Origin of the sequence: Vibrio sp. 1CM2L (assembly GCF_023161695.1) — a bacterium.
GTDB lineage: Bacteria > Pseudomonadota > Gammaproteobacteria > Enterobacterales > Vibrionaceae > Vibrio > Vibrio coralliirubri.
Map to the genome: position 1 here is coordinate 1 of NZ_JALNTT010000002.1, position 19,263 is coordinate 19,263.

Consider the following 19,263-nt stretch of genomic DNA (forward strand, 5'->3'; position numbering starts at 1 on the left):
CATCAGTTGCATCTTTATCTTCTACAGACAACTCGCCGCTAACACTCAATGTTGCAAGCGTGTCATTCTCAGTTACTGAACCGCTATTAACTGTCAACTCAGGCTTGTCGTTAGTGCCTCTGACAACGATTATTAGAGTAGTCTCATCAGTTGCACCTAGGTCATCAGTTACTGTAACTGGTACTTCAAAAGTAACCTCTTCACCTTGAGCAAGGTACTCGTATGATGAAGCGTCAAACTCGTAGCTACCGTCAGCATTGAAGGTTAAACCTTCTACGACAGCGTCGGTACTAAACGCCAGAGACTCTCCTGCAGGAAGGTCAACATCAGTAGCTGTTAGACTACCGCTAATAAACTGGTCCTCTAATAAGGAGCGGTCCTCAGGCTCTGCTACTGGCGCATCATTCACTGGCGTAACATCAATTGTGACAGTTAGCGTGTCTGTCAGACCAGTTTCATCTGTCACGATAACTTGGAAGCTATCTGGTCCGTTATAATTTGCATCTGGAGTGTATTGCCAAGATCCATCTTCATTTAGGGTAAGGCTACCGTTAGAAGGACCCGATTCAACTGAGAAGGTAAGAAGGTCATTATTTGCATCGGTCGCAGTTAACTGGCCGCTTAACAAAGTATCTTCTGGGACAGATGCACTTAGTGCATCTTCAAGCGCACTAAAAGAAAGGTCTACAAATATCGGCTCTTGTTGTGCGAAACGAAATTGCTCTAGCAGGCTTAAGCTTTGAGTACGAGACAAGCCCAGCGCTTCAAATCCCGTTGTTATAAATTCGGTTCCTGGGGTCGTTTCTTCACCGTCTCGTTCTACAGTCCCACTAGTTGCTAAGCTAGAACCATTTTGACCAGCAGCGGTAGCGAACTCATCTCCTAACTCTGTAGGGTCTTGGCCTTCTTCTAATGCGGCAAAGATATTTGCGATATCTTGGTCTAGTTCAACTTCACCATCTTCAGGTGAAAAACGCTTAACTGATACCTGAGGTTCATTAGGTGTATTTTGAGATTCAAGAGTTACATCTCCAGCCTGAAGAGGCTCTCCGTCTTCAAGTACTCTAACCGTGCCATCCACTGAAATAACAATGCGCTGACCCAATGCAAGTGCACCAGTCAAATTCAATGCTGTAATGTCCATATCAACCCCTAAAACCAATTTTCGCTTGCCACGTCAATTTTGTGACATCTTATTTATATAATTCTTTAAAATATAACATTTAACGTCACATCATTCCTAGTTATGAATCTAGTATTTAACAAACCGAGTGCCAAGGTAATGACGCTGATCACATCACACAATAATGAAAGTGCTCACACTATCAATATAAGTTATTGTGTTTGCGAAAAATAACACAGCTAAAAACGTAAAATTGACGCTCTTAAAATCATCATAAAGCGCACAGTAAGCTGTTAACAACTTTACAACCATTTACGGTAGCTTCTCGAGCGAACGTTATATTTTTGGCGGTTCATCTAAATTTCGTATCTAGCACATTAAAAAGCGTAGGTTTAGATGCAGTCCAATTTGGAGAGATGGAAATTGAATTACATTCAAACGACAACATTAGGGTTAGCTATAGCGCTAAGTTTGCCGACAACAGCACAAACCTTAGAGCAAGCCGTTGCGTTTACTTTAGAAAGCAACCCTGAAATCAAAAGTGCTTATAACGAATATATCAGTAAGCGTTATCTTAACGACGCTTCTGGTGGTGCTTATCGACCAAGTATAGACTTAGATGGTGGGATTGGTTATGAACATACTGATCTAGCAACCAACCAAGACACTACCGATCTGACTAGAAAAGAAGCAACGATCACCTTGACCCAGTTGATATGGGATGGTGCTAATACATCCAATGATATCGACCGTACTGCCGCTGATGCAGAGTCTGTGCGCTATCAACTACTATCTAACGCGCAAGACATCGCTTTAGAAGTCACCAAGGTTTATCTTGATGCAGTGAAAGCCTATGAAGTGCTTTCTCTTTCGGAAAGTAACTTAGCGACGCACAAAGAGATATATAACGATATTCGTAAGCGCGTGGAATCAGGTATTGGTTCAACCGCAGATATGTCACAAGTTGAAGCTCGTATTGCGAAAGCGCACGGGAATTTGCTTGCTGCTCAAAACAACCTTTTTGATACACATACACAGTTTAAAAGAATTGTTGGTCAATCTCCGTTAGGGTTAACCTTCCCTCGCGCAGATGTGGGCGCGATTCCTTATACCGTTGATGGTGCGTTGGCAAAAGCGTTTAACCAGCACCCGGTAATCAAGATTGCACAAGCCGATGTTGACTCAGCGAAGTTCCAGTACAAGCAATCCAAAAGCACTAACTACCCGACTGTTTCTTTTGAAGCCGCTCAAACTTGGCGTGATGACGCCGGTGGTACAGAAGGCAGCAGCGATGAGTTTTCTGCGATGGTTCGTTTAAGGTACAACCTTTACAACGGTGGTTCGGATCAAGACCGTGCAGAAAGTGCAGCTTACCAACTCAACAAAGCCAAAGACCTTCGCGAAAGCACTTATCGCAATGTAGAAGAGAGTCTGCGTCTTTCATGGAGCGCACTTGATTTAACGGTTCAGCAAAAAGAGTTCCTATCTGACCACGTAGACTCGGCATCAGACACGGTAATCTCATATGAGAAACAATACCGCATCGGTAAACGTACTCTTCTCGACTTACTTAACACCGAGAATGAATTATTCGAAGCTCGTAAAGGCTATTTAGATGCTAAGTATGACGAGCAATACGCAAAATATCGCGTAATGAACGCAACTGGTAACCTACTCATCGGTTTACGAGTTGAGATCCCAGAAGAATGGAATGAAAAGGTGGAATATTAATGAAGCTTACCAACACAGTATTATCGCTTTGCTTCATGGTTGTATCTGCCAATGCTTTAGCTGAAAACAGCGAAGATGAATTCGAATATCGCGCTCTTCCGCCTGTTACTCAAATTTACGATCTTCAAGATGATGACAATGACGGTGTAATCAACGCGCGAGATTTATGTCCCGATACACAAATTGGTGCTGAGATCGATAACGACGGTTGTGGATCATATTTCGAGTCATCGGAAAAGAAAGAGCTGCATATACTCTTCGCTAATAATTCAACGGAAATAAACCCTGTCTTTCTAGGGCAGATACGCCAAATGGCTGCGTTTTTGAAGCGCTACGAAAGTACCAGTATTGAATTGCAAGGTTATGCCAGCAAAGTAGGCAACGCGGCACACAACCTAAAGCTTTCGAAGGAACGTGCATCGCATGTAAGACGTGCGCTAATCAGCAACGGTATTCAGCCATCTAGAGTCAACATCGTCGGTCATGGTGATTCTGAATTCAGCAGCGATGACACTCAAATCAATCACGCACTGCATCGAAAAGTTGTTGCTTCCGTTGTTGGATTTAAGGGTAATATCAAAGAAGAATGGCACATCTTCACCAAAATTAAAAAGTAGGCGTACCCTGCTTATACCGTACTGAAACGTTATCTTAAGTTAACGTTTCAGTATGGTGATAATTCCTTGAATAGCATATACCTAAGCCGTCTATAATGTTAATCTTGCCACGTTATCAACATAGAGAATTAATCCATGAGCAAACTAACAGCTGATACTCAAGCAAATCTAGAACTTTTCGTTTCTGAAACACAAGAAACTAAACTGGTATGGGGCCTTCGCAACGAAGAAGGTTGGCTAGCATGTGACTCAAGTGAATTCGAAAACAGCGAAGTGATGCCATTCTGGTCTTCAAAAGAAGATGCTCAAACTCACAACGTTGAAGAGTGGGCTGACTTCGAAGTATTAGAAATTCCACTAGATATCTTTGTAGAAGATTGGTTACTGACTCTTGCTGAAGACGGCGTTCTTGTTGGTACTAACTGGAATGCAACATTAGAAGGCAAAGAACTTGAGCCTTCTGACCTAGCGAAATTATACATCTAATTTCCGATATCGGTCGCGCGAATCGTGCGACCGATATACCTCTGATTAGTATCAATAAATTAGAGACCTACCTCGCATAACCTCGTAGCCGCACCATTCAAAATTTGAAGCAACATCAAACTAATAATAGAATATCGTTCTTTATCTGATTGATCGTCTCTTGTGAATCACTTCGTTTTTGTTACCTTTCTACTATTCATTAGCTTTTGTTCTTATAGCCAAGTATCAACATCAGATCGTGACCACAATTCACCAGTCTATACCTCCAATCTAAGTTCTACTCCAAATGCTGATTGGAACGCGCTTTATCTCTCTACTTTAAACCACTCTCCTGAGCGCGCATTAAACATGCTGCAAACACGCTACATCGGCTCAACGGTTTATGGAGATAAGCTTTACCTTGCGTCTCTTCTGTATCAATACATGAGCCACCGAGATCAGCCGTTTTACGGAATCGCTTCAAACGACAGCGACTACCAAGCGATAGAAACAGCGTTTATTTCTGCTCTGATGAAAGACGGCAAAGGCCAATATGAACAAGCACAACAAGGCTTTCTAACACTTTTGGCGAAAATGCAATCTCGCAGTGATTTAACTGGAAAAGCCTTACTAAAATACCAGTTATGCCGATCGCTTAACGAGCAAGCTAAATACCATCAAGCGAACTATTACTGCTCTGCGCTTCAGTCAGATTTACATGACATCGCCGACCCTGTATTACCAAAATTCGGGACTTATCGAGTCATCGCGAACAATCACCATTTCCGCAGTGACTATCAAGCAGCACTAGATACCTACCTATCACTAATAAATGTGTTTCCACAAGGACATGATATTTCAGGGGTTTACAACGATGTGGGTAACTTGCTCAAAGAATTAAAGCAATATGAAAAATCGGCGGAGTATCTAGAGCAAGCTCTCATTCTCAGAGCAAACGCTTCAGATTTAATGAAAGCACAAGTTCATCACAGCCTTGCGGATCTCTACCTTAACCAAGAGCAAAGTGACCTAGCAATTCACCACTTTCAGACAGCAATAACACTGCTGAGCGCAACGTCGCATAGCTACGGTATCGCACTAACAAGTCTTGGCTTGGGAAAAGCATACACTCAAAGGAAAGACTATGATGTGGCGAGAGCCTACCTAATCGAGTCTCTGTCAGCTTCGAGCGAACTGAGTAATGATGTCATTCGCATCAATGCTTACTTGGCGATCAGCGATATGTTCGAAGAACAGAAACTGCCAACGGAAGCGCTCAACTATGCTCAACAAGCGCTAGAATTAGCTGAACAAGTCACAAGGCATAAATACATCGCGCAGTCACTTCTTCAGCTTTCTGATATTCATCAATCACTCGGCGATTACCAACAAGCTTTCTATTTCTACCAGCGATACTCGTCAATACAAATGGAAGCTAGAGACATCGATAATCGACTCGCACTCGAAGCGCTCGGCCTAACGCACGCCAAATATGAACAAGAACTAGAAAGCTCTTTCCTGACACATCAGGCGAAACTCGACCGTGTTCAAATTGAAAAAATGGAACATCAAAGATGGATGTACAACATCGTTGTTATTCTGTTGCTTTGTGCTGCAAGCTTTACGGTATTGGTAAACAAAACGGTTCGCGCAAAAGCCGCAATTGATGGCTTAACGAAAGCATATAGCCGAACTGAGATAATTCGAAGAATCAAAAGAGTGAAACGCTGTAAAGGGACGGACAAACAGCATGTGATCGTGCTGCTCGATTTAGATAAGTTTAAGAAGATTAATGATCAGCATGGGCACCCGACTGGTGATCGGGCACTGGTCCATATTAGTGATCAAATTAGAAAACACTTAGTGAATGGTGAATTGTTTGGTCGCTTAGGGGGCGAAGAATTTGTCATCATGTTAACCGATACCCAACCAGCAGAGGTACGAGAACGCGTTGAAGAGTTGCGCTACGCAATTTCAAGCACTGTCTTCTTATCAGAAAGCAAAAAGTCACTTAATGTGACCGCGAGTTTTGCTTATCTAGCAACCTCAAACGCATTAAGTGACTTTGATGACTTGTATTCAGTGCTTGACCAAGCGCTCTATCAAGCCAAAAGCAACGGTCGAAACTGTATTATTGATGCATATAACGAACCGATTGATTTACCAGAGATTATTTATTCTCAGCCTGTTTGCGAACCAACTCAGCCATAATGCTTTCGCGATCACCGAGGTAATCGTTAAGGCCAACCTTACGCAGTTCACATGCTGGGCAATCGCCACAGCCATCACCAACAATGCCGTTGTAACAAGTCAGTGTTTTGTTTCTAACAAGCTCAAGTGCTGAGTACTGGTCTGCTAGCGCCCATGTCTCAGCCTTGTTTAACCACATTAGCGGTGTTTTGATATCAAGCTGCTTATCCATACCTTGTACAAGTGCAGAGTTCATCGCCTTCACAAAGTCATTACGGCAATCAGGGTAACCAGAAAAGTCTGTTTCACACACACCGGTAATCACGGTTTCTGCACCGATTTGGTAAGCGTAAATACCCGCTAGAGTTAAAAATAGAATATTACGACCAGGAACGAATGAGTTCGGCAGCCCATTCTCTTGCAGCTCATGAGACACAGGAATATCGTCACGAGTCAGAGAGCTGATAGCCAGTTCATTCAACAGAGTCACATCCATCACTTTATGCGCTTTCACACCAAGCTCTTTCGACAATGACTCCGCAACTTCAATCTCTAGTCGATGACGTTGACCATAATCAAACGTAATCGCATGAACTTCATCATACTCTTTTAATGCCTGAACAAGACACGTTGTTGAGTCTTGACCACCACTGAATACTACCACTGCTTTTTTCATCTTAAATCCTTACGAGAACCTTCTACTAGCGACTTATCTTGCCCAGTAAAAATACAACCTATGCGATGCTCAAATATTTGTGAGTTTGTATTGATAAGCGCCAATTGCGCTCAATGCAGGTATCAATACAAAGCTGAGTAGCGCGGTCTTTTTGGCTGATTGGTTGCAGAGCGATAACAGTGTCGTTAGGAACTGCTGCTCGCTCCAATAAACCGTCAAGTTGTTCGATGTCTTTGCTTGTACCTACTGGATGCTTAATTTCGTTAGCACGTTGCAAGGCGCTATCTAAGATTTCCAGTTTCGCTTTCATCGCCACTTTCGGTGACACCGTAACCCAAGTGTCCGGTGTGGCTTTAACTTCTGATGTTCCGCTAGTCTCAATCTGACAGCGACAACCGTGCTGCTCAAATGCTTCAGTAAGAGGAACAAGATCATAAATGCATGGCTCACCACCAGTAATCACAATGTGCTTAGCAGTGTAACCTTGCTTGATATATTCATTCACGATTCCTTGAGCATCGATTGCTGACCAAGTAGGTGAATCTTCTGTCTTAACCATAATATCGCCAAGGCTGGTTTCATCTTCTGGCAACGCTTCCCAGGTCTGCTTGGTATCACACCAAGAACAGCCCACTGGGCAAATTTGCAGACGAACAAAAACAGCGGGAACGCCAGTAAACACGCCCTCACCCTGAATGGTTTCAAACATTTCATTAATCTTGTACAACTTTCCCTCAGCTCAATCATTTGATGAAATTAATCAACCGCAGACCTTAAAGCACTTCCCCCTTTTGGTCAAACAAATGAGTACTGATAAATGAGTTGATCAAAGCCCTAGCCTGAACTTTCAAGTTCCCTTATCCTTTCGCCCATAGATTTCGTTAGCTTTTAATTTTTTAGTAAGGAACAACATGTACAAACTGATTGCTCTTGATATGGATGGCACACTACTCAACAGTGAAAAAGTGATTTCTCAAGAGAACAAAGACGCAATCGCCAAAGCACGAGCTGCAGGTGTGAAAGTGGTTCTTGCTTCTGGTCGCCCTTTAGAAGGCATGCAAAGCAAATTAGATGAGCTTTCGATTGACGGCGAAGATGACTTTGTACTCTTCTACAACGGCTCTATGGTTCAGAACGTATCGACAAAAGAGATCATTCACAGTGAGATCAGCAACGGTAAAGCCGCAAAAGAGATTGCTGCCCTCGCTGAACAGCTTGGTGGTTATGTCCATGCTTTCAGCAAGATCCACGGCTTAATCACACCTGAAAACAATGAGTACACTGGTATTGAAGCGCGTATTAATGGCTTAGATATAACCGAGTTCGACTTTTCTCAACTAGAAGATGACCACGAAATCATCAAGACCATGATTGTCGCTGAACCAAGCAAGCTGACTGAAATCATCGGCAAGTTGCCACAAGAGCTTAAGACTCAGTTTACTATCGTACAAAGTGCGCCATTCTTCTTAGAGTTCCTAAACCCAAAATCAAACAAGGGTGTCGGTATTGAAGCGATAGCGAAACACTTAGGCATTAAAGCGGAAGAAGTCATCTGCATGGGTGACGCTGAAAACGATCACCATATGCTTGAATACGCAGGCCTTGGCATTGCAATGGAAAACGCAATGGAAGAAACCAAGAAACTGGCGGATCACATCACAGCGAGCAACGACGACCATGGTGTCGCAGTCGCGATTGAGAAGTTTATTTTCAACTCATAAACGCTCAACAGGTTCTAATGAGAATTACTTTTTGCTTGTTGCAGAAATGACAAAGGCTGTGCACTGCACAGCCTTTTTGATTTTGTGTTAGTCGAGTCGATTACTCTCTTTTCCATGGCAGACGAAATGCCACCACACCAAACAGAATCAATATTGGGAAACGTAACGTTTCAATAATAAATGAAGCAATACCACTGAAAGAGACAAAGCTTCCAACCCAGCTAATCAGCAGATTTCCCGCTAACAGCATCGCCATCACTCCAAGAACGATCTTGAATGAGAACTGACCGACCAAAGGTTTCGAGTCTGTTAACGTCACTAGGCATGCAATCGTCATCAAAATCGCCACCCAGAATGAGAATGTTGGCAGTGGCCATATCACCGTGAGAACTATCGACAGTAAGCTCAATGCCCACCAAACACCTTTAGAACTCAATAAAGCACTAATATCAACATCCGGTTTTGCATCTAATCTCACGATATGCCACGTCGTTAAAGCGCCTAATACGCCACCCATTAATACATCGCTAAAAAACGCACTGCCTGAATAAGACTTAAATAGCATGATCCACAGCAGGCCAGCGAGCACTATCAGAATAGCTTTTTGCTCCAAGAGGCGCTTTAGTTTCCAAAAAACTAACAAGGTTAAACTGACCCATAAGGCAGCCAACAGACTTGGAAAACTATACCCACTGCTCATCACCAGTTTCAATGTTGGCAAGTAAGCGTGTGGACGTGGAAAACCAAAACCTTGGTGCGCGATTAAAGTAAGCAATGTCACCGAGATCAAAGTGAAGCCAAACTTCAACGCGAAGTTACGGCCAAAGTACCAAGCAATTAGCGGCAATATCACAGTGAAAACCCATGGCTTCGCCAACAAGTCAGTCAAAAGCACAGTATTCGCAAACACGCTTGGCATCTTATCGAACGCGTTTTGAAGCGACACAATCCAATTTAATTCAACTTGATGGACTTTGGGTGCTGCGCCCACCAGCTCAGTCACATACGTTACCGGTTGATCTGTTGCGGATAAAAACAGCTCGTTAATCTCAGACCACTGTTCTGGATAGCGGTATTGGTGATCTTGCAATTCAGTAGGAGGAAGTAACATCGCTCGGCTGACTTCCACGCCATAATGAGGAGCAAACCAGATCGGCAGCTCAAAGCCACCTAACTCATTTCGAGCCTTGTAGCTGATCACTTCAGAGTCAGAAATACAATCAAACACGACGGCACTGTCGGTATAACCCAGTACATCACCGACCGTTACCGACAAACCCGCCTCTTCCCACGTTTCACGTTGCGCCGCGACTGCTGGCGGCTCACCTGAAACAACAGTGCCTCCCGGTAGAGACAATTGACCTGTGATCAACTCATCAACCAACACGATTTGGTTATCAGCACGTACTACACACAAGGCGCCCGCGATATGATAGGGCAAAGTGTTGTTTGCCCAAGCGGAAGTAGTACTCAAAAGAGACAGTATGAAAACTAATAAATATCGAATAACCAACGAGTTTACCTAAAAAATAATAGAAGAAATTTAAGACTGCTGTTGCAGTTGAACTATTGTAATCAAAGCCACACAAAATCGCTGTCTACGTTTTGTGCAAAGCCTTCCTCATCCATTGAATGTGAGGTGTGAACCCCATTTTTTGATAGAAGTCCTTGGCAGGTGAGTTAAAGTCCCAAACTTCTACAAAGACTTGTTCAACCCCATAATCATCAAAAGTACTTTCAACTTTGTTAAACAACTTTTCAGCAATCGATTCTTTTCGATAATCAGGCAAGACAAACAGTTCATCGACACTTCCCATCGGCACTGGTTTGCTCACCGTTGAGATAAGCTCACAAAAATGCCCAGAGATAAAGCCAACAATGAGCTCACCTTTTAATGCCACATAAACCAAACATTCAGGATCATCCAAGTATCGTGCAATGCTTTTTTCCTGCTCAATCTCTTCTGCCGTTTTAAAGTGCTCTGGGCTAGCAAGGTGATGATGATGGTGGAGATCGAACATTAACTCGTTAAGTTGTTCCAAATCCGCATGCTTTGCGGCCCTTAAGGTGACATTCATGACTATTGCGCTTCTCAAACCAAATTAATATTTAAACTGAGTCTAGTTTACTTGGCGTGAGTATCTATACAAGTTATTGAATTAATTCATTGTTTGAAGTGTGTATTTTAGATACAAAAACGGCCACATTACGTGGCCATTCTGTTTTAATGATTGAATTAAACGAATATCGAAGCTGTGGGTTTTGCTGTTGTTGTAGCTTCAGCTTTATGCACCGTTATCTTCTTTCTCTTCTTTGAGTTCAGCAAGCTGTTGTTCTAGTTCAATTAGCTTAATTTCAGCCTCAACTTCAGCAACACGCTTTTCTGCATCGGTGCGATTGTCTTGCGCTAGACCATCAGCAGTAACTTGGGTTCGTTGTGCATTTCTTGCATCGTCCGTATCTTTCATTGAACCCGCAACACCACCGGTCACACCACCTAATGCAGCGCCCTTCACGGCTAAACTCGCATCTCCAGTTAGAGCACCTGCTGTTGCTCCTAGTAAAGCACCACCTACAGCACCACGATTACGTGCAGCATTCTCATTTTCGTTATCCATTGCTGGTGATGCGCAACCAGAAAGAGTCACAATCAGTGTCGCTAAAAGAAAAGGTTTAGTGAATTTCATAGGAGTCTCGCTTAGTTCTTCGTTTTGAGTAGAGCTATCTTAAGCAGAACCGTTAATGAGATAAATAAAGCCACGTTTAGACGATACATCATGTTCAGCTATGTATTATTCAGCCATCGCATAACTTATTAATGATATATAGCTTTGAGCTCGCTTTATCCTCACCAACAAAAAAGGCGACCAATAAGGTCGCCTCAATCGAGCTTTCTCAATAATTTTGTCTTTCACATATCTCTCTTAGCCTTTAGACCAAAAGTTTTGCATGTTTGCTACGCTAGGTGGTGGCCTAACACCGCAATCTCGATAATGATTTTTATCACCGATTCCCAGTATCTTGCCATTTTCGTCATCAATCATCGCGGCAACTTTGACACCGTCTCCCACATGGCGAGTTAACACGACAATTTCACCGGCTCTTTCAGACCTTACCGCGCCTAGGATTTGATATTCGTAGCGGCCTTTCCTTGAATTAACGATCATCTTCGAGTTAATAGGGTCGGCTTCATATCCCACACCAATATCAAAAACCGCTTGATAGAGATCGACGCCAGTCTTGGACACACATTTAAATACCTTGGGATGACTCAAAGGTTCTAACAACGCTCTACTCGCCTCATCCTTTGAAATACTGGCACTAGCAGTACCACTTACCAATAAAGCAATCAACAAAAAGTAAGCTCGCATAAAAAGACCTCAATATGTGGAATTCATAATGAGGTCATAGTAAACGCAATGGATAAGCGGATGAATAAAGTAGAGTTTAGGTAAACCATCACGCTGGCTTATGTATAAATCAACAAGCCGAAGATCAGATTACCTAAGCAACAAAACTTATTTACCGAGCTTTTCAGCAATTTCCGTTAAGCTGGTAGGGTCATCAATCGTCGAAGGCACCACATATTGTTCACCTTCTGCGATCTGTCGGATCGTTCTACGTAAAATCTTACCTGAGCGTGTCTTAGGTAGTCTCTCAACAACCAAGGCTTGCTTAAAACAAGCGACCGCGCCAATCTCATTACGAACCTTGCCAACCAACTCCGCTTGCAACTCAATGCCATCGACTTTTACGCCATCTTTCAGCACAACTAAACCCAATGGAAGTTGCCCTTTTAAGTCATCGTGAATCCCGACTACCGCACATTCTGCAATGGCAGGATGACCTCCCACGATCTCTTCCATTTCCCCCGTCGACAGACGATGCCCCGCTACGTTTATCACATCATCAATACGACCCATGATAAATAGATACCCATCTTCATCGAGATAACCGCCATCACCAGAAACATAATATCCTGGGAATTGGCTCAGATAGCCAGATTCAAATCGATCATGATTACGCCAAACTGTTGGTAGACAGCCGGGTGGCAACGGGCGTTTCAGAGCCACAAACCCTTGTTGATTAGGCTGAGCGACTTCACCGAGTTCATTGAGAATCTCCACTTGGTAACCCGGAACAGGTTTAGTGGAAGAGCCCGCTTTGACTGGTAAAGATTCTAGCCCTGTTGGATTGGCAGAAATAGCCCAACCCGTTTCTGTTTGCCACCAATGATCGATAACCGGCTTATTGGTATGAGATTCAACCCAATCCAATGTTGGCGGGTCTAAACGCTCGCCAGCCATGAAAATCGACTTGAGTGATGATAAGTCATACTTGGTAAGTAGCTCGCCTTCGGGATCTTCTTTCTTGATTGCTCTAAATGCCGTTGGCGCAGAAAACAATACATCGACGTTGTACTCTTCACACACACGCCAGAATGCGCCGGGATCTGGCGTTCGTACTGGCTTGCCTTCAAACAAAATGGTCGTACAGCCATGAATCAATGGCGCATACACAATGTAGGAATGCCCCACTACCCAGCCGACATCAGAAGCTGCCCAAAACACACCATCTTGCGGCATATCGTAGATAATGCTCATCGAGTATTTCATCGCGACCGCGTGACCACCATTGTCACGTACCACACCCTTTGGCTTACCCGTCGTCCCTGATGTGTACAAGATATATAGTGGGTCAATCGCTAGAACAGGCACGCATACGTGAGGCAATGCATCCGCGACAGCTTGTTGCCAAAGTACATCGCGTTCGTTGTTCAATTCGGCTAGAGACTGCTCTCTTTGAAATACCACCACTTTCTCGGGTTTCCAGCGGCTGTCCATGATCGCGCGATCGACCATAGGCTTATATGGCAGGACTTTATTTATCTCGACACCGCAGGATGCAGTAATCAACACCTTCGGCTCGGCATCTTCGATACGCACGGCAAGTTCATGAGGGGCGAATCCACCAAACACCACCGAATGCACCGCGCCCAGTCGCGCACAGGCCAACATTGCCATTGCCGCTTCAGGAATCATCGGCATGTAGATCACCACACGATCACCTTTGGTAACGCCTTGCGTGGCTAACATACCTGCGACTTTAGCTACTTGCTCACGTAACTGGTTGTAAGTGTACGAGGATTGAGTTCCTGTAACAGGAGAGTCGTAAATCAGCGCGGTATTGTCACCTCGTCCATTTTCACAATGATAATCCAGCGCCAGCCAGCAGGTGTTCATCACCCCATCAGGAAACCAACGCTCAATACCGTTATCGTCAGTTTGTAATATCGTTTTTGGTGACTCAAACCAATCAATGGCTTGTGATTGTGTTTCCCAAAACGAATTTGGGTCCTCCCTCGCCCATTGGTACTCGGTGATGTGATCGGTTTTTCTGTTCATTCGATTCGTAGCAGACATAGTGCCTCCTCCATGATTTATCCATTAGTCCAAGCGACTAGCTTTTAGCAGTAGCACTTGATAGCACTCTTTTCTCAGCGTTGTGTTCGTGAACATTTAACCGTTCACGACAATCGCTTTACTTGGGAAAAGGCACACGAATGGCACCTTCCATGATCACTCGGGCACTACGACTCATTATCGCCCTTTCAATTTTCCAACCGCTTTCCGTTTGAATAGCTTTAGCACCCACTTTTAAGGTTCCAGATGGATGACCAAAGGTCACAAAATCACGACTTCCCTCACCGGCTGCCAAGTTCACTAAGGTGCCTGGTACACTTGCAGCTGAAGCAATAGCAACCGCAGCCGTACCCATCATAGCGTGATGAAGTTGCCCCATAGACAAAGCGCGTACCAGAAGGTCTGTATCTTCGGCAGCAACCGATTTTCCACTGGAAGCTTGGTACGCTTGAGGCTTAGCAACAAACGCGACTTTAGGAGTGTGTTGGCGTGATTCAGCTTGTTCTAGGGAATCAATAAGTCCCATCGCAACCGCACCATGTGCTCGGATGGATTCAAACAGAGCCAAGGCTTTTGAATCACTGTTAATATCCGATTGAAGCTCTGTACCTTGATAACCAACCGATTCAGCATCAACAAAAATGGTCGGTATTCCTGCATTGATGTATGTCGCTTTGATGCAACCCAGGTCTGGAACATCTAAAAAATCGACAACATTCCCTGTTGGGAACATAGAGCCACTAGCATCGGCTGGATCTAGGAAATCGACTTGGATCTCCGCGGCGGGGAAAGTCACACCATCGAGCTCAAAGTCACCCAACTCTTGGACTTCTCCATCAGCGATAGGCACGTGAACAATGATGGTTTTCTCTATATTTACTTGCCATACTCGGACCTCGACCACTCCGTTTTCTGGAATACGGTTTGAATCGACTAGGCCACTATGAATAGCAAATGGGCCCACTGCAGCAGACAGGTTGCCGCAGTTACCGCTCCAATCAACGAACGGCTTATCTATTGCCACTTGACCAAAGAGGTAATCAACATCGTGATCGGCTTTACTGCTTTCCGAAACAATAACGGTTTTACTGGTACTGGATGTTGCGCCACCCATGCCGTCGGTTTGTTTGCCATAAGGATCTGGACTACCAATCACGCGCAGAAGTAATGCGTCTCGAGCTTCTCCGGCAAATTGCGCTGCTTCAGGTAAGTCACTTAAGTTGAAGAAAACGCCTTTGCTTGTTCCGCCCCGCATGTAGGTAGCCGGTACTTTTATCTGTTTAGTGTTCATCACAAGCTCCTACTGGGCGAGAAAGTCTTTGGCGAAACGTTGCAACACGCCACCAGCGCTGTACACATTCACTTCGTCTGCAGTGTCTAGTCGACAGGTTACTGGCACATCCAGCTTTTCACCGTTTTTACGTGTGATGACTAGAGCCAAATCAGAACCTGCTTCAATGTCGCCGTACACGTCGTAAAGCTCGGTGCCATCCAACTCTAAGGTGTTCCGATTGGTTCCCGCTTTGAATTGCAAAGGCAGCACGCCCATGCCAACCAAGTTGGTTCTGTGAATTCTTTCAAATCCTTCAGCCACAATCACTTCAACACCCGCTAAGCGCACCCCTTTGGCCGCCCAGTCGCGTGATGAACCTTGTCCATAATCGGCACCAGCAACAACAATCAAGGGTTGTTTGCGGTTCATGTAAGTTTCTATCGCTTCCCACATTCGCGTAACTTGACCCTCGGGTTCAACTCTTGCTAATGAACCTTGGACGACTTCTCCAGCGTCCTTCACCATTTCGTTAAACAGCTTAGGGTTGGCGAATGTTGCTCGTTGCGCGGTTAAGTGATCACCTCGATGGGTCGCGTAAGAGTTAAAATCCTCTTCCGGCACTCCCATTTTAGTGAGGTATTCCCCCGCCGCACTCGAAGCGAGGATCGCATTTGAAGGGGACAAGTGGTCCGTAGTGATGTTGTCACCCAAAATAGCCAGAGGCCTCATACCAGATAGGCTTCGCTCTCCCGCAAGAGCTCCTTCCCAATAAGGTGGCCTGCGAATATAAGTACTTTGAGGTCGCCAGTCATAAAGCGGTTCAGTCGTTACCTGATCATCATCTGGCTGGAACATTTTTACGTAGATTTGTTGAAATTGCTGAGGTTTAACATGCTCACCGACAACAGCATCGATCTCCGCATCACTAGGCCATAAATCACTTAAGTAGATTGGCTTACCGTTGCTGTCAGTGCCTAAGCTGTCTTTCTCGATATCAAAGCGAATCGTGCCAGCCAAGGCATAAGCAACCACCAATGGCGGTGAGGCTAAAAACGCTTGTTTTGCATAAGGATGGATTCGACCATCGAAGTTTCGATTCCCTGACAACACAGCGGTTGAATACAGGTCGCGGTCGATGATCTCTTGTTGAATTTTAAGATCCAACGCCCCACTCATTCCGTTACAGGTAGTGCACGCATAGCCGACGATACCGAAGCCTAATTGTTCCAGCTCGGGAAGCAAACCTGCCGACTCGAGATAGAGCTTGGCAACTTTAGAACCCGGCGCAAATGACGTTTTCACCCACGGCTTACGAACTAATCCAAGCTGATTGGCTTTCTTAGCTACCAGTGCGGCGGCGACTATGTTTCTTGGATTACTGGTGTTGGTACAAGAGGTAATTGCTGCGATGATCACCGCGCCATCAGGCATCTGCTCGTCGCTGTACTGCTTAGCATGCTGCTCTTTCCAAGATGTTTGACTAATACCTTGTTCAGCCAGCTCTCTGGTTGGCAAACGACGATGTGGGTTAGACGGCCCTGCAAGATTGCGCTCAACCTTCGATAAATCAAACTCTAATACACGCTCATATTGAGCGAAGTCTAGATCGTCAGCCCATAACCCGGTTTGCTTGGCGTAGCGTTCGACTAATTCAACCTGCTCAGGCTCACGGCCCGTAAGCTTCAAGTATTGAATGGTCTGTTCATCGATGTAGAACATGCCTGCCGTCGCACCATACTCTGGCGTCATGTTGGAGATGGTTGCGCGGTCACCAATTGTCAGTGCACGAGCCCCTTCACCAAAGAATTCCAAGTAACTCGAGACCACTCTCTGATTACGAAGAAACTCAGTAATCGCAAGCACAATATCCGTTGCGGTTATCCCTTCTTGTCGTTGACCCGTCAGTTTAACGCCTACAATATCAGGCAAACGCATCATTGACGGACGACCGAGCATCACAGTTTCAGCTTCCAAGCCGCCCACACCAATCGCAATAACGCCCAGAGCATCAACGTGCGGTGTATGGCTATCGGTACCAACACAGGTATCAGGGAAAGCGATACCTTCTTTAGATTGAATAACCGGAGACATCTTCTCCAAGTTGATCTGGTGCATGATCCCGTTACCCGCAGGAATTACACTCACATTTTTAAACGCGGTTTTACACCATTCTATAAAGTGAAAACGGTCTTCGTTTCTGCGCTCTTCAATCGCTCGGTTTTTATCAAACGCTTCACTATCAAAGCCTGCGTGTTCCACGGCTAACGAGTGATCAACAATCAATTGAGTTTCGACTACTGGATTCACCTTGGCAGGGTCTCCGCCTTGGTCGGCAATCGCGTCTCTTAACCCAGCCAAATCAACCAAGGCTGTTTGACCAAGAATGTCATGACACACTACGCGCGCAGGATACCAAGGAAAATCTAAGTCGCTCTTGCGTTCAATGATCTGTTTTAAGCTGTCTTCAAGGGTTTCAGGATCACAGCGTCTTACTAATTGCTCTGCCAATACTCTCGACGTATAGGGCAAGGTTTTATAACTGCCCGGAGATATCGCTTCTACCGCTTCGCAAGCGTCGAAATATTCTAAGCCCGTTCCCGGTAGAACCTTTCGATACTTGTTTTCATCAAGATCTTGGTTTCTTTCAAGTTTTACATCAGACATACATCCACCATTATCTGTTAAATGCTATTCGTTGGCTCTCGAGGCCTTATCACATAAAGAGAAAAGTCGCCTCGAGATATAAGTCGGCTCGATATAGAGGACTAACGTAAATGGATTGGTAGCCAGTCTTGATGCTCTGGCCCGGTGTAGTCTGCACTTGGACGAATAATTCGATTGTTTTCTCTTTGCTCGAATACGTGTGCCGTCCAACCCGTAAGGCGGCTCATCACGAAGATAGGAGTAAACAATTTGGTTGGGATGTCCATGAAGTGGTAAGCCGATGCATGGAAAAAGTCCGCATTACAAAACAACCCTTTCTCGCGCTTCATTACCGCTTCAACACGCTCAGAAACGGCGTAAAGCTGCTTATCTCCCGCCTCTTGAGCTAACTCTTTTGACCAACGCTTTATTAGAGCATTTCGCGGGTCGCTTTCACGATAAATGGCATGACCGAAGCCCATGATTTTGTCTTTGTTAGCAAGCATCTGCATGATGTTAGTTTCTGCTTCATCAGCGGTTTGCCAATCTTGGATCATTTCCATCGCCGCTTCATTCGCACCGCCATGTAAAGGGCCTCGCAGTGTGCCAATCGCTGCTGTGACACAAGAGTGGATATCCGACAGCGTTGATGCACACACACGAGCGGCAAAAGTCGAAGCATTAAACTCATGTTCCGCATACAGAGTTAGCGAGCAGTGCATTACCTTCTTGTGAAGTTCACTCGGTGCTTTATCCGTTAGCATTTTCAAGAAGTAGCCACCCAGACACGCTTCACTTTGATCTTCAGTGTCAATGCGCACGCCATCATGACTAAAGCGGTACCAATAACAAATAATGGCAGGGAAAAGTGCGAGCATTCGTTCGGTCGCAGGCAGTTGCTCGGAGAAACCGGACTCTTGCTCTAGATTACCTAACATTGAACAACCTGTTCTCATTACATCCATTGGATGAGCGTCTGCGGGGATCAGTTCTAAGGCCGCTTTCAATGGTTGAGGTAAGCCGCGCAGACCAACCAACAATGTTTTGTAATCATCGAGCTCTTTTTCAGTGGGTAAGTGACCTCTTAGTAGCAGATGCGCCACTTCTTCGAACTGAGCATGATTAGCAAGATCGGTAATATCATAACCACGGTAGGTTAACCCGGTTCCTGATTTACCTACGGTACATAGCGCCGTGGTTCCCGCACTCTGGCCACGTAGACCAGCACCACCGATTGCAGGTGTGCTGGTTGTTTTTTCGCTTTGTTGTTGGTTTTCTGTTGAAGCCTTTTCGACAGCTGCTTTATCACTCAAAGATACAGACATGGTGAACTCCTTTGCTGTGTTAGTCGCCTGCACTCTTTGGTGCTGCCTGTTTATGTGTCCGATGATCTTTATCATC

At 44.9% G+C, this 19,263-nt stretch carries 16 protein-coding genes; 5 read left to right on the forward strand and 11 right to left on the reverse strand.

What is annotated here, in order from left to right:
* Window positions 1-1,144, reverse strand: a 1,144-nt coding sequence (locus MSG34_RS05345; RefSeq protein ID WP_248336532.1) for an Ig-like domain-containing protein, incomplete at its 3' end; no start/stop codon positions are given.
* A 402-nt stretch (window positions 1,145-1,546) separates the two neighbouring features.
* Between MSG34_RS05345 and MSG34_RS05350 the strand changes: the two genes are divergently transcribed.
* From MSG34_RS05350 to MSG34_RS05365, 4 genes are all read left to right on the forward strand, one after another.
* The gene (locus MSG34_RS05350) at window positions 1,547-2,854 is read left to right on the forward strand and encodes a TolC family outer membrane protein (protein ID WP_050648222.1); all 1,308 of its coding nucleotides are present in this window, start codon (window positions 1,547-1,549) and stop codon (window positions 2,852-2,854) included.
* The gene (locus MSG34_RS05355) at window positions 2,854-3,471 is read left to right on the forward strand and encodes an OmpA family protein (protein ID WP_059020346.1); all 618 of its coding nucleotides are present in this window, start codon (window positions 2,854-2,856) and stop codon (window positions 3,469-3,471) included. The genes MSG34_RS05350 and MSG34_RS05355 overlap by 1 nt, the downstream gene beginning before the upstream one ends.
* Window positions 3,472-3,606: 135 nt before the next feature.
* Complete coding sequence (locus MSG34_RS05360; RefSeq protein ID WP_017062305.1) at window positions 3,607-3,957, forward strand: DUF2750 domain-containing protein; 351 nt, start codon at window positions 3,607-3,609, stop codon at window positions 3,955-3,957.
* A 162-nt stretch (window positions 3,958-4,119) separates the two neighbouring features.
* Window positions 4,120-6,147 (forward strand): diguanylate cyclase, encoded by a 2,028-nt coding sequence (locus MSG34_RS05365; RefSeq protein WP_248336534.1) that lies wholly within the window; start codon window positions 4,120-4,122, stop codon window positions 6,145-6,147.
* On the opposite strand, the gene queC is transcribed toward MSG34_RS05365, so the two are convergent.
* Together queC and queE are read right to left on the reverse strand one after the other, a co-directional pair.
* The gene (queC, locus tag MSG34_RS05370) at window positions 6,107-6,802 is read right to left on the reverse strand and encodes a 7-cyano-7-deazaguanine synthase QueC (protein WP_017063822.1); all 696 of its coding nucleotides are present in this window, start codon (window positions 6,800-6,802) and stop codon (window positions 6,107-6,109) included. The two genes, MSG34_RS05365 and queC, sit on opposite strands and share 41 nt — an antisense overlap.
* Window positions 6,803-6,860: 58 nt before the next feature.
* On the reverse strand, window positions 6,861-7,529 hold the full coding sequence (queE, locus tag MSG34_RS05375; RefSeq protein ID WP_338107884.1) for a 7-carboxy-7-deazaguanine synthase QueE: 669 nt from the start codon (window positions 7,527-7,529) through the stop codon (window positions 6,861-6,863).
* A 184-nt stretch (window positions 7,530-7,713) separates the two neighbouring features.
* On the opposite strand from queE, the gene MSG34_RS05380 reads away from it, so the two are divergent.
* The gene (locus MSG34_RS05380; RefSeq protein ID WP_048615105.1) at window positions 7,714-8,523 is read left to right on the forward strand and encodes a Cof-type HAD-IIB family hydrolase; all 810 of its coding nucleotides are present in this window, start codon (window positions 7,714-7,716) and stop codon (window positions 8,521-8,523) included.
* Between the two features lie 100 nt (window positions 8,524-8,623).
* Here MSG34_RS05380 and MSG34_RS05385 read toward each other — a convergent pair whose 3' ends face one another.
* The 8 genes from MSG34_RS05385 to prpC form a co-directional block, all read right to left on the reverse strand.
* Entirely contained in the window at window positions 8,624-10,036 is a 1,413-nt protein-coding gene (locus tag MSG34_RS05385; protein WP_248336536.1) for a phosphatase PAP2 family protein, read from the reverse strand.
* A gap of 85 nt (window positions 10,037-10,121) precedes the next feature.
* Entirely contained in the window at window positions 10,122-10,601 is a 480-nt protein-coding gene (locus MSG34_RS05390) for a GNAT family N-acetyltransferase (RefSeq protein ID WP_009846623.1), read from the reverse strand.
* Between the two features lie 207 nt (window positions 10,602-10,808).
* Window positions 10,809-11,210 (reverse strand): glycine zipper domain-containing protein, encoded by a 402-nt coding sequence (locus MSG34_RS05395; protein ID WP_248336538.1) that lies wholly within the window; start codon window positions 11,208-11,210, stop codon window positions 10,809-10,811.
* Window positions 11,211-11,447: 237 nt separating this feature from the next.
* Window positions 11,448-11,894: a hypothetical protein gene (locus tag MSG34_RS05400; protein ID WP_248336540.1), complete on the reverse strand. Its 447-nt coding sequence runs from the start codon at window positions 11,892-11,894 to the stop codon at window positions 11,448-11,450.
* A gap of 147 nt (window positions 11,895-12,041) precedes the next feature.
* Entirely contained in the window at window positions 12,042-13,946 is a 1,905-nt protein-coding gene (locus MSG34_RS05405) for a propionyl-CoA synthetase (RefSeq protein WP_248336542.1), read from the reverse strand.
* 118 nt (window positions 13,947-14,064) lie between these two features.
* On the reverse strand, window positions 14,065-15,237 hold the full coding sequence (gene prpF / locus MSG34_RS05410; RefSeq protein WP_248336543.1) for a 2-methylaconitate cis-trans isomerase PrpF: 1,173 nt from the start codon (window positions 15,235-15,237) through the stop codon (window positions 14,065-14,067).
* Between the two features lie 9 nt (window positions 15,238-15,246).
* Window positions 15,247-17,883, reverse strand: coding sequence for a Fe/S-dependent 2-methylisocitrate dehydratase AcnD (gene acnD, locus MSG34_RS05415; protein WP_248336545.1), 2,637 nt, complete (start codon window positions 17,881-17,883; stop codon window positions 15,247-15,249).
* Window positions 17,884-17,984: 101 nt separating this feature from the next.
* Entirely contained in the window at window positions 17,985-19,187 is a 1,203-nt protein-coding gene (gene prpC / locus MSG34_RS05420; RefSeq protein WP_248336547.1) for a 2-methylcitrate synthase, read from the reverse strand.
* Window positions 19,188-19,263 lie beyond the last annotated feature (76 nt).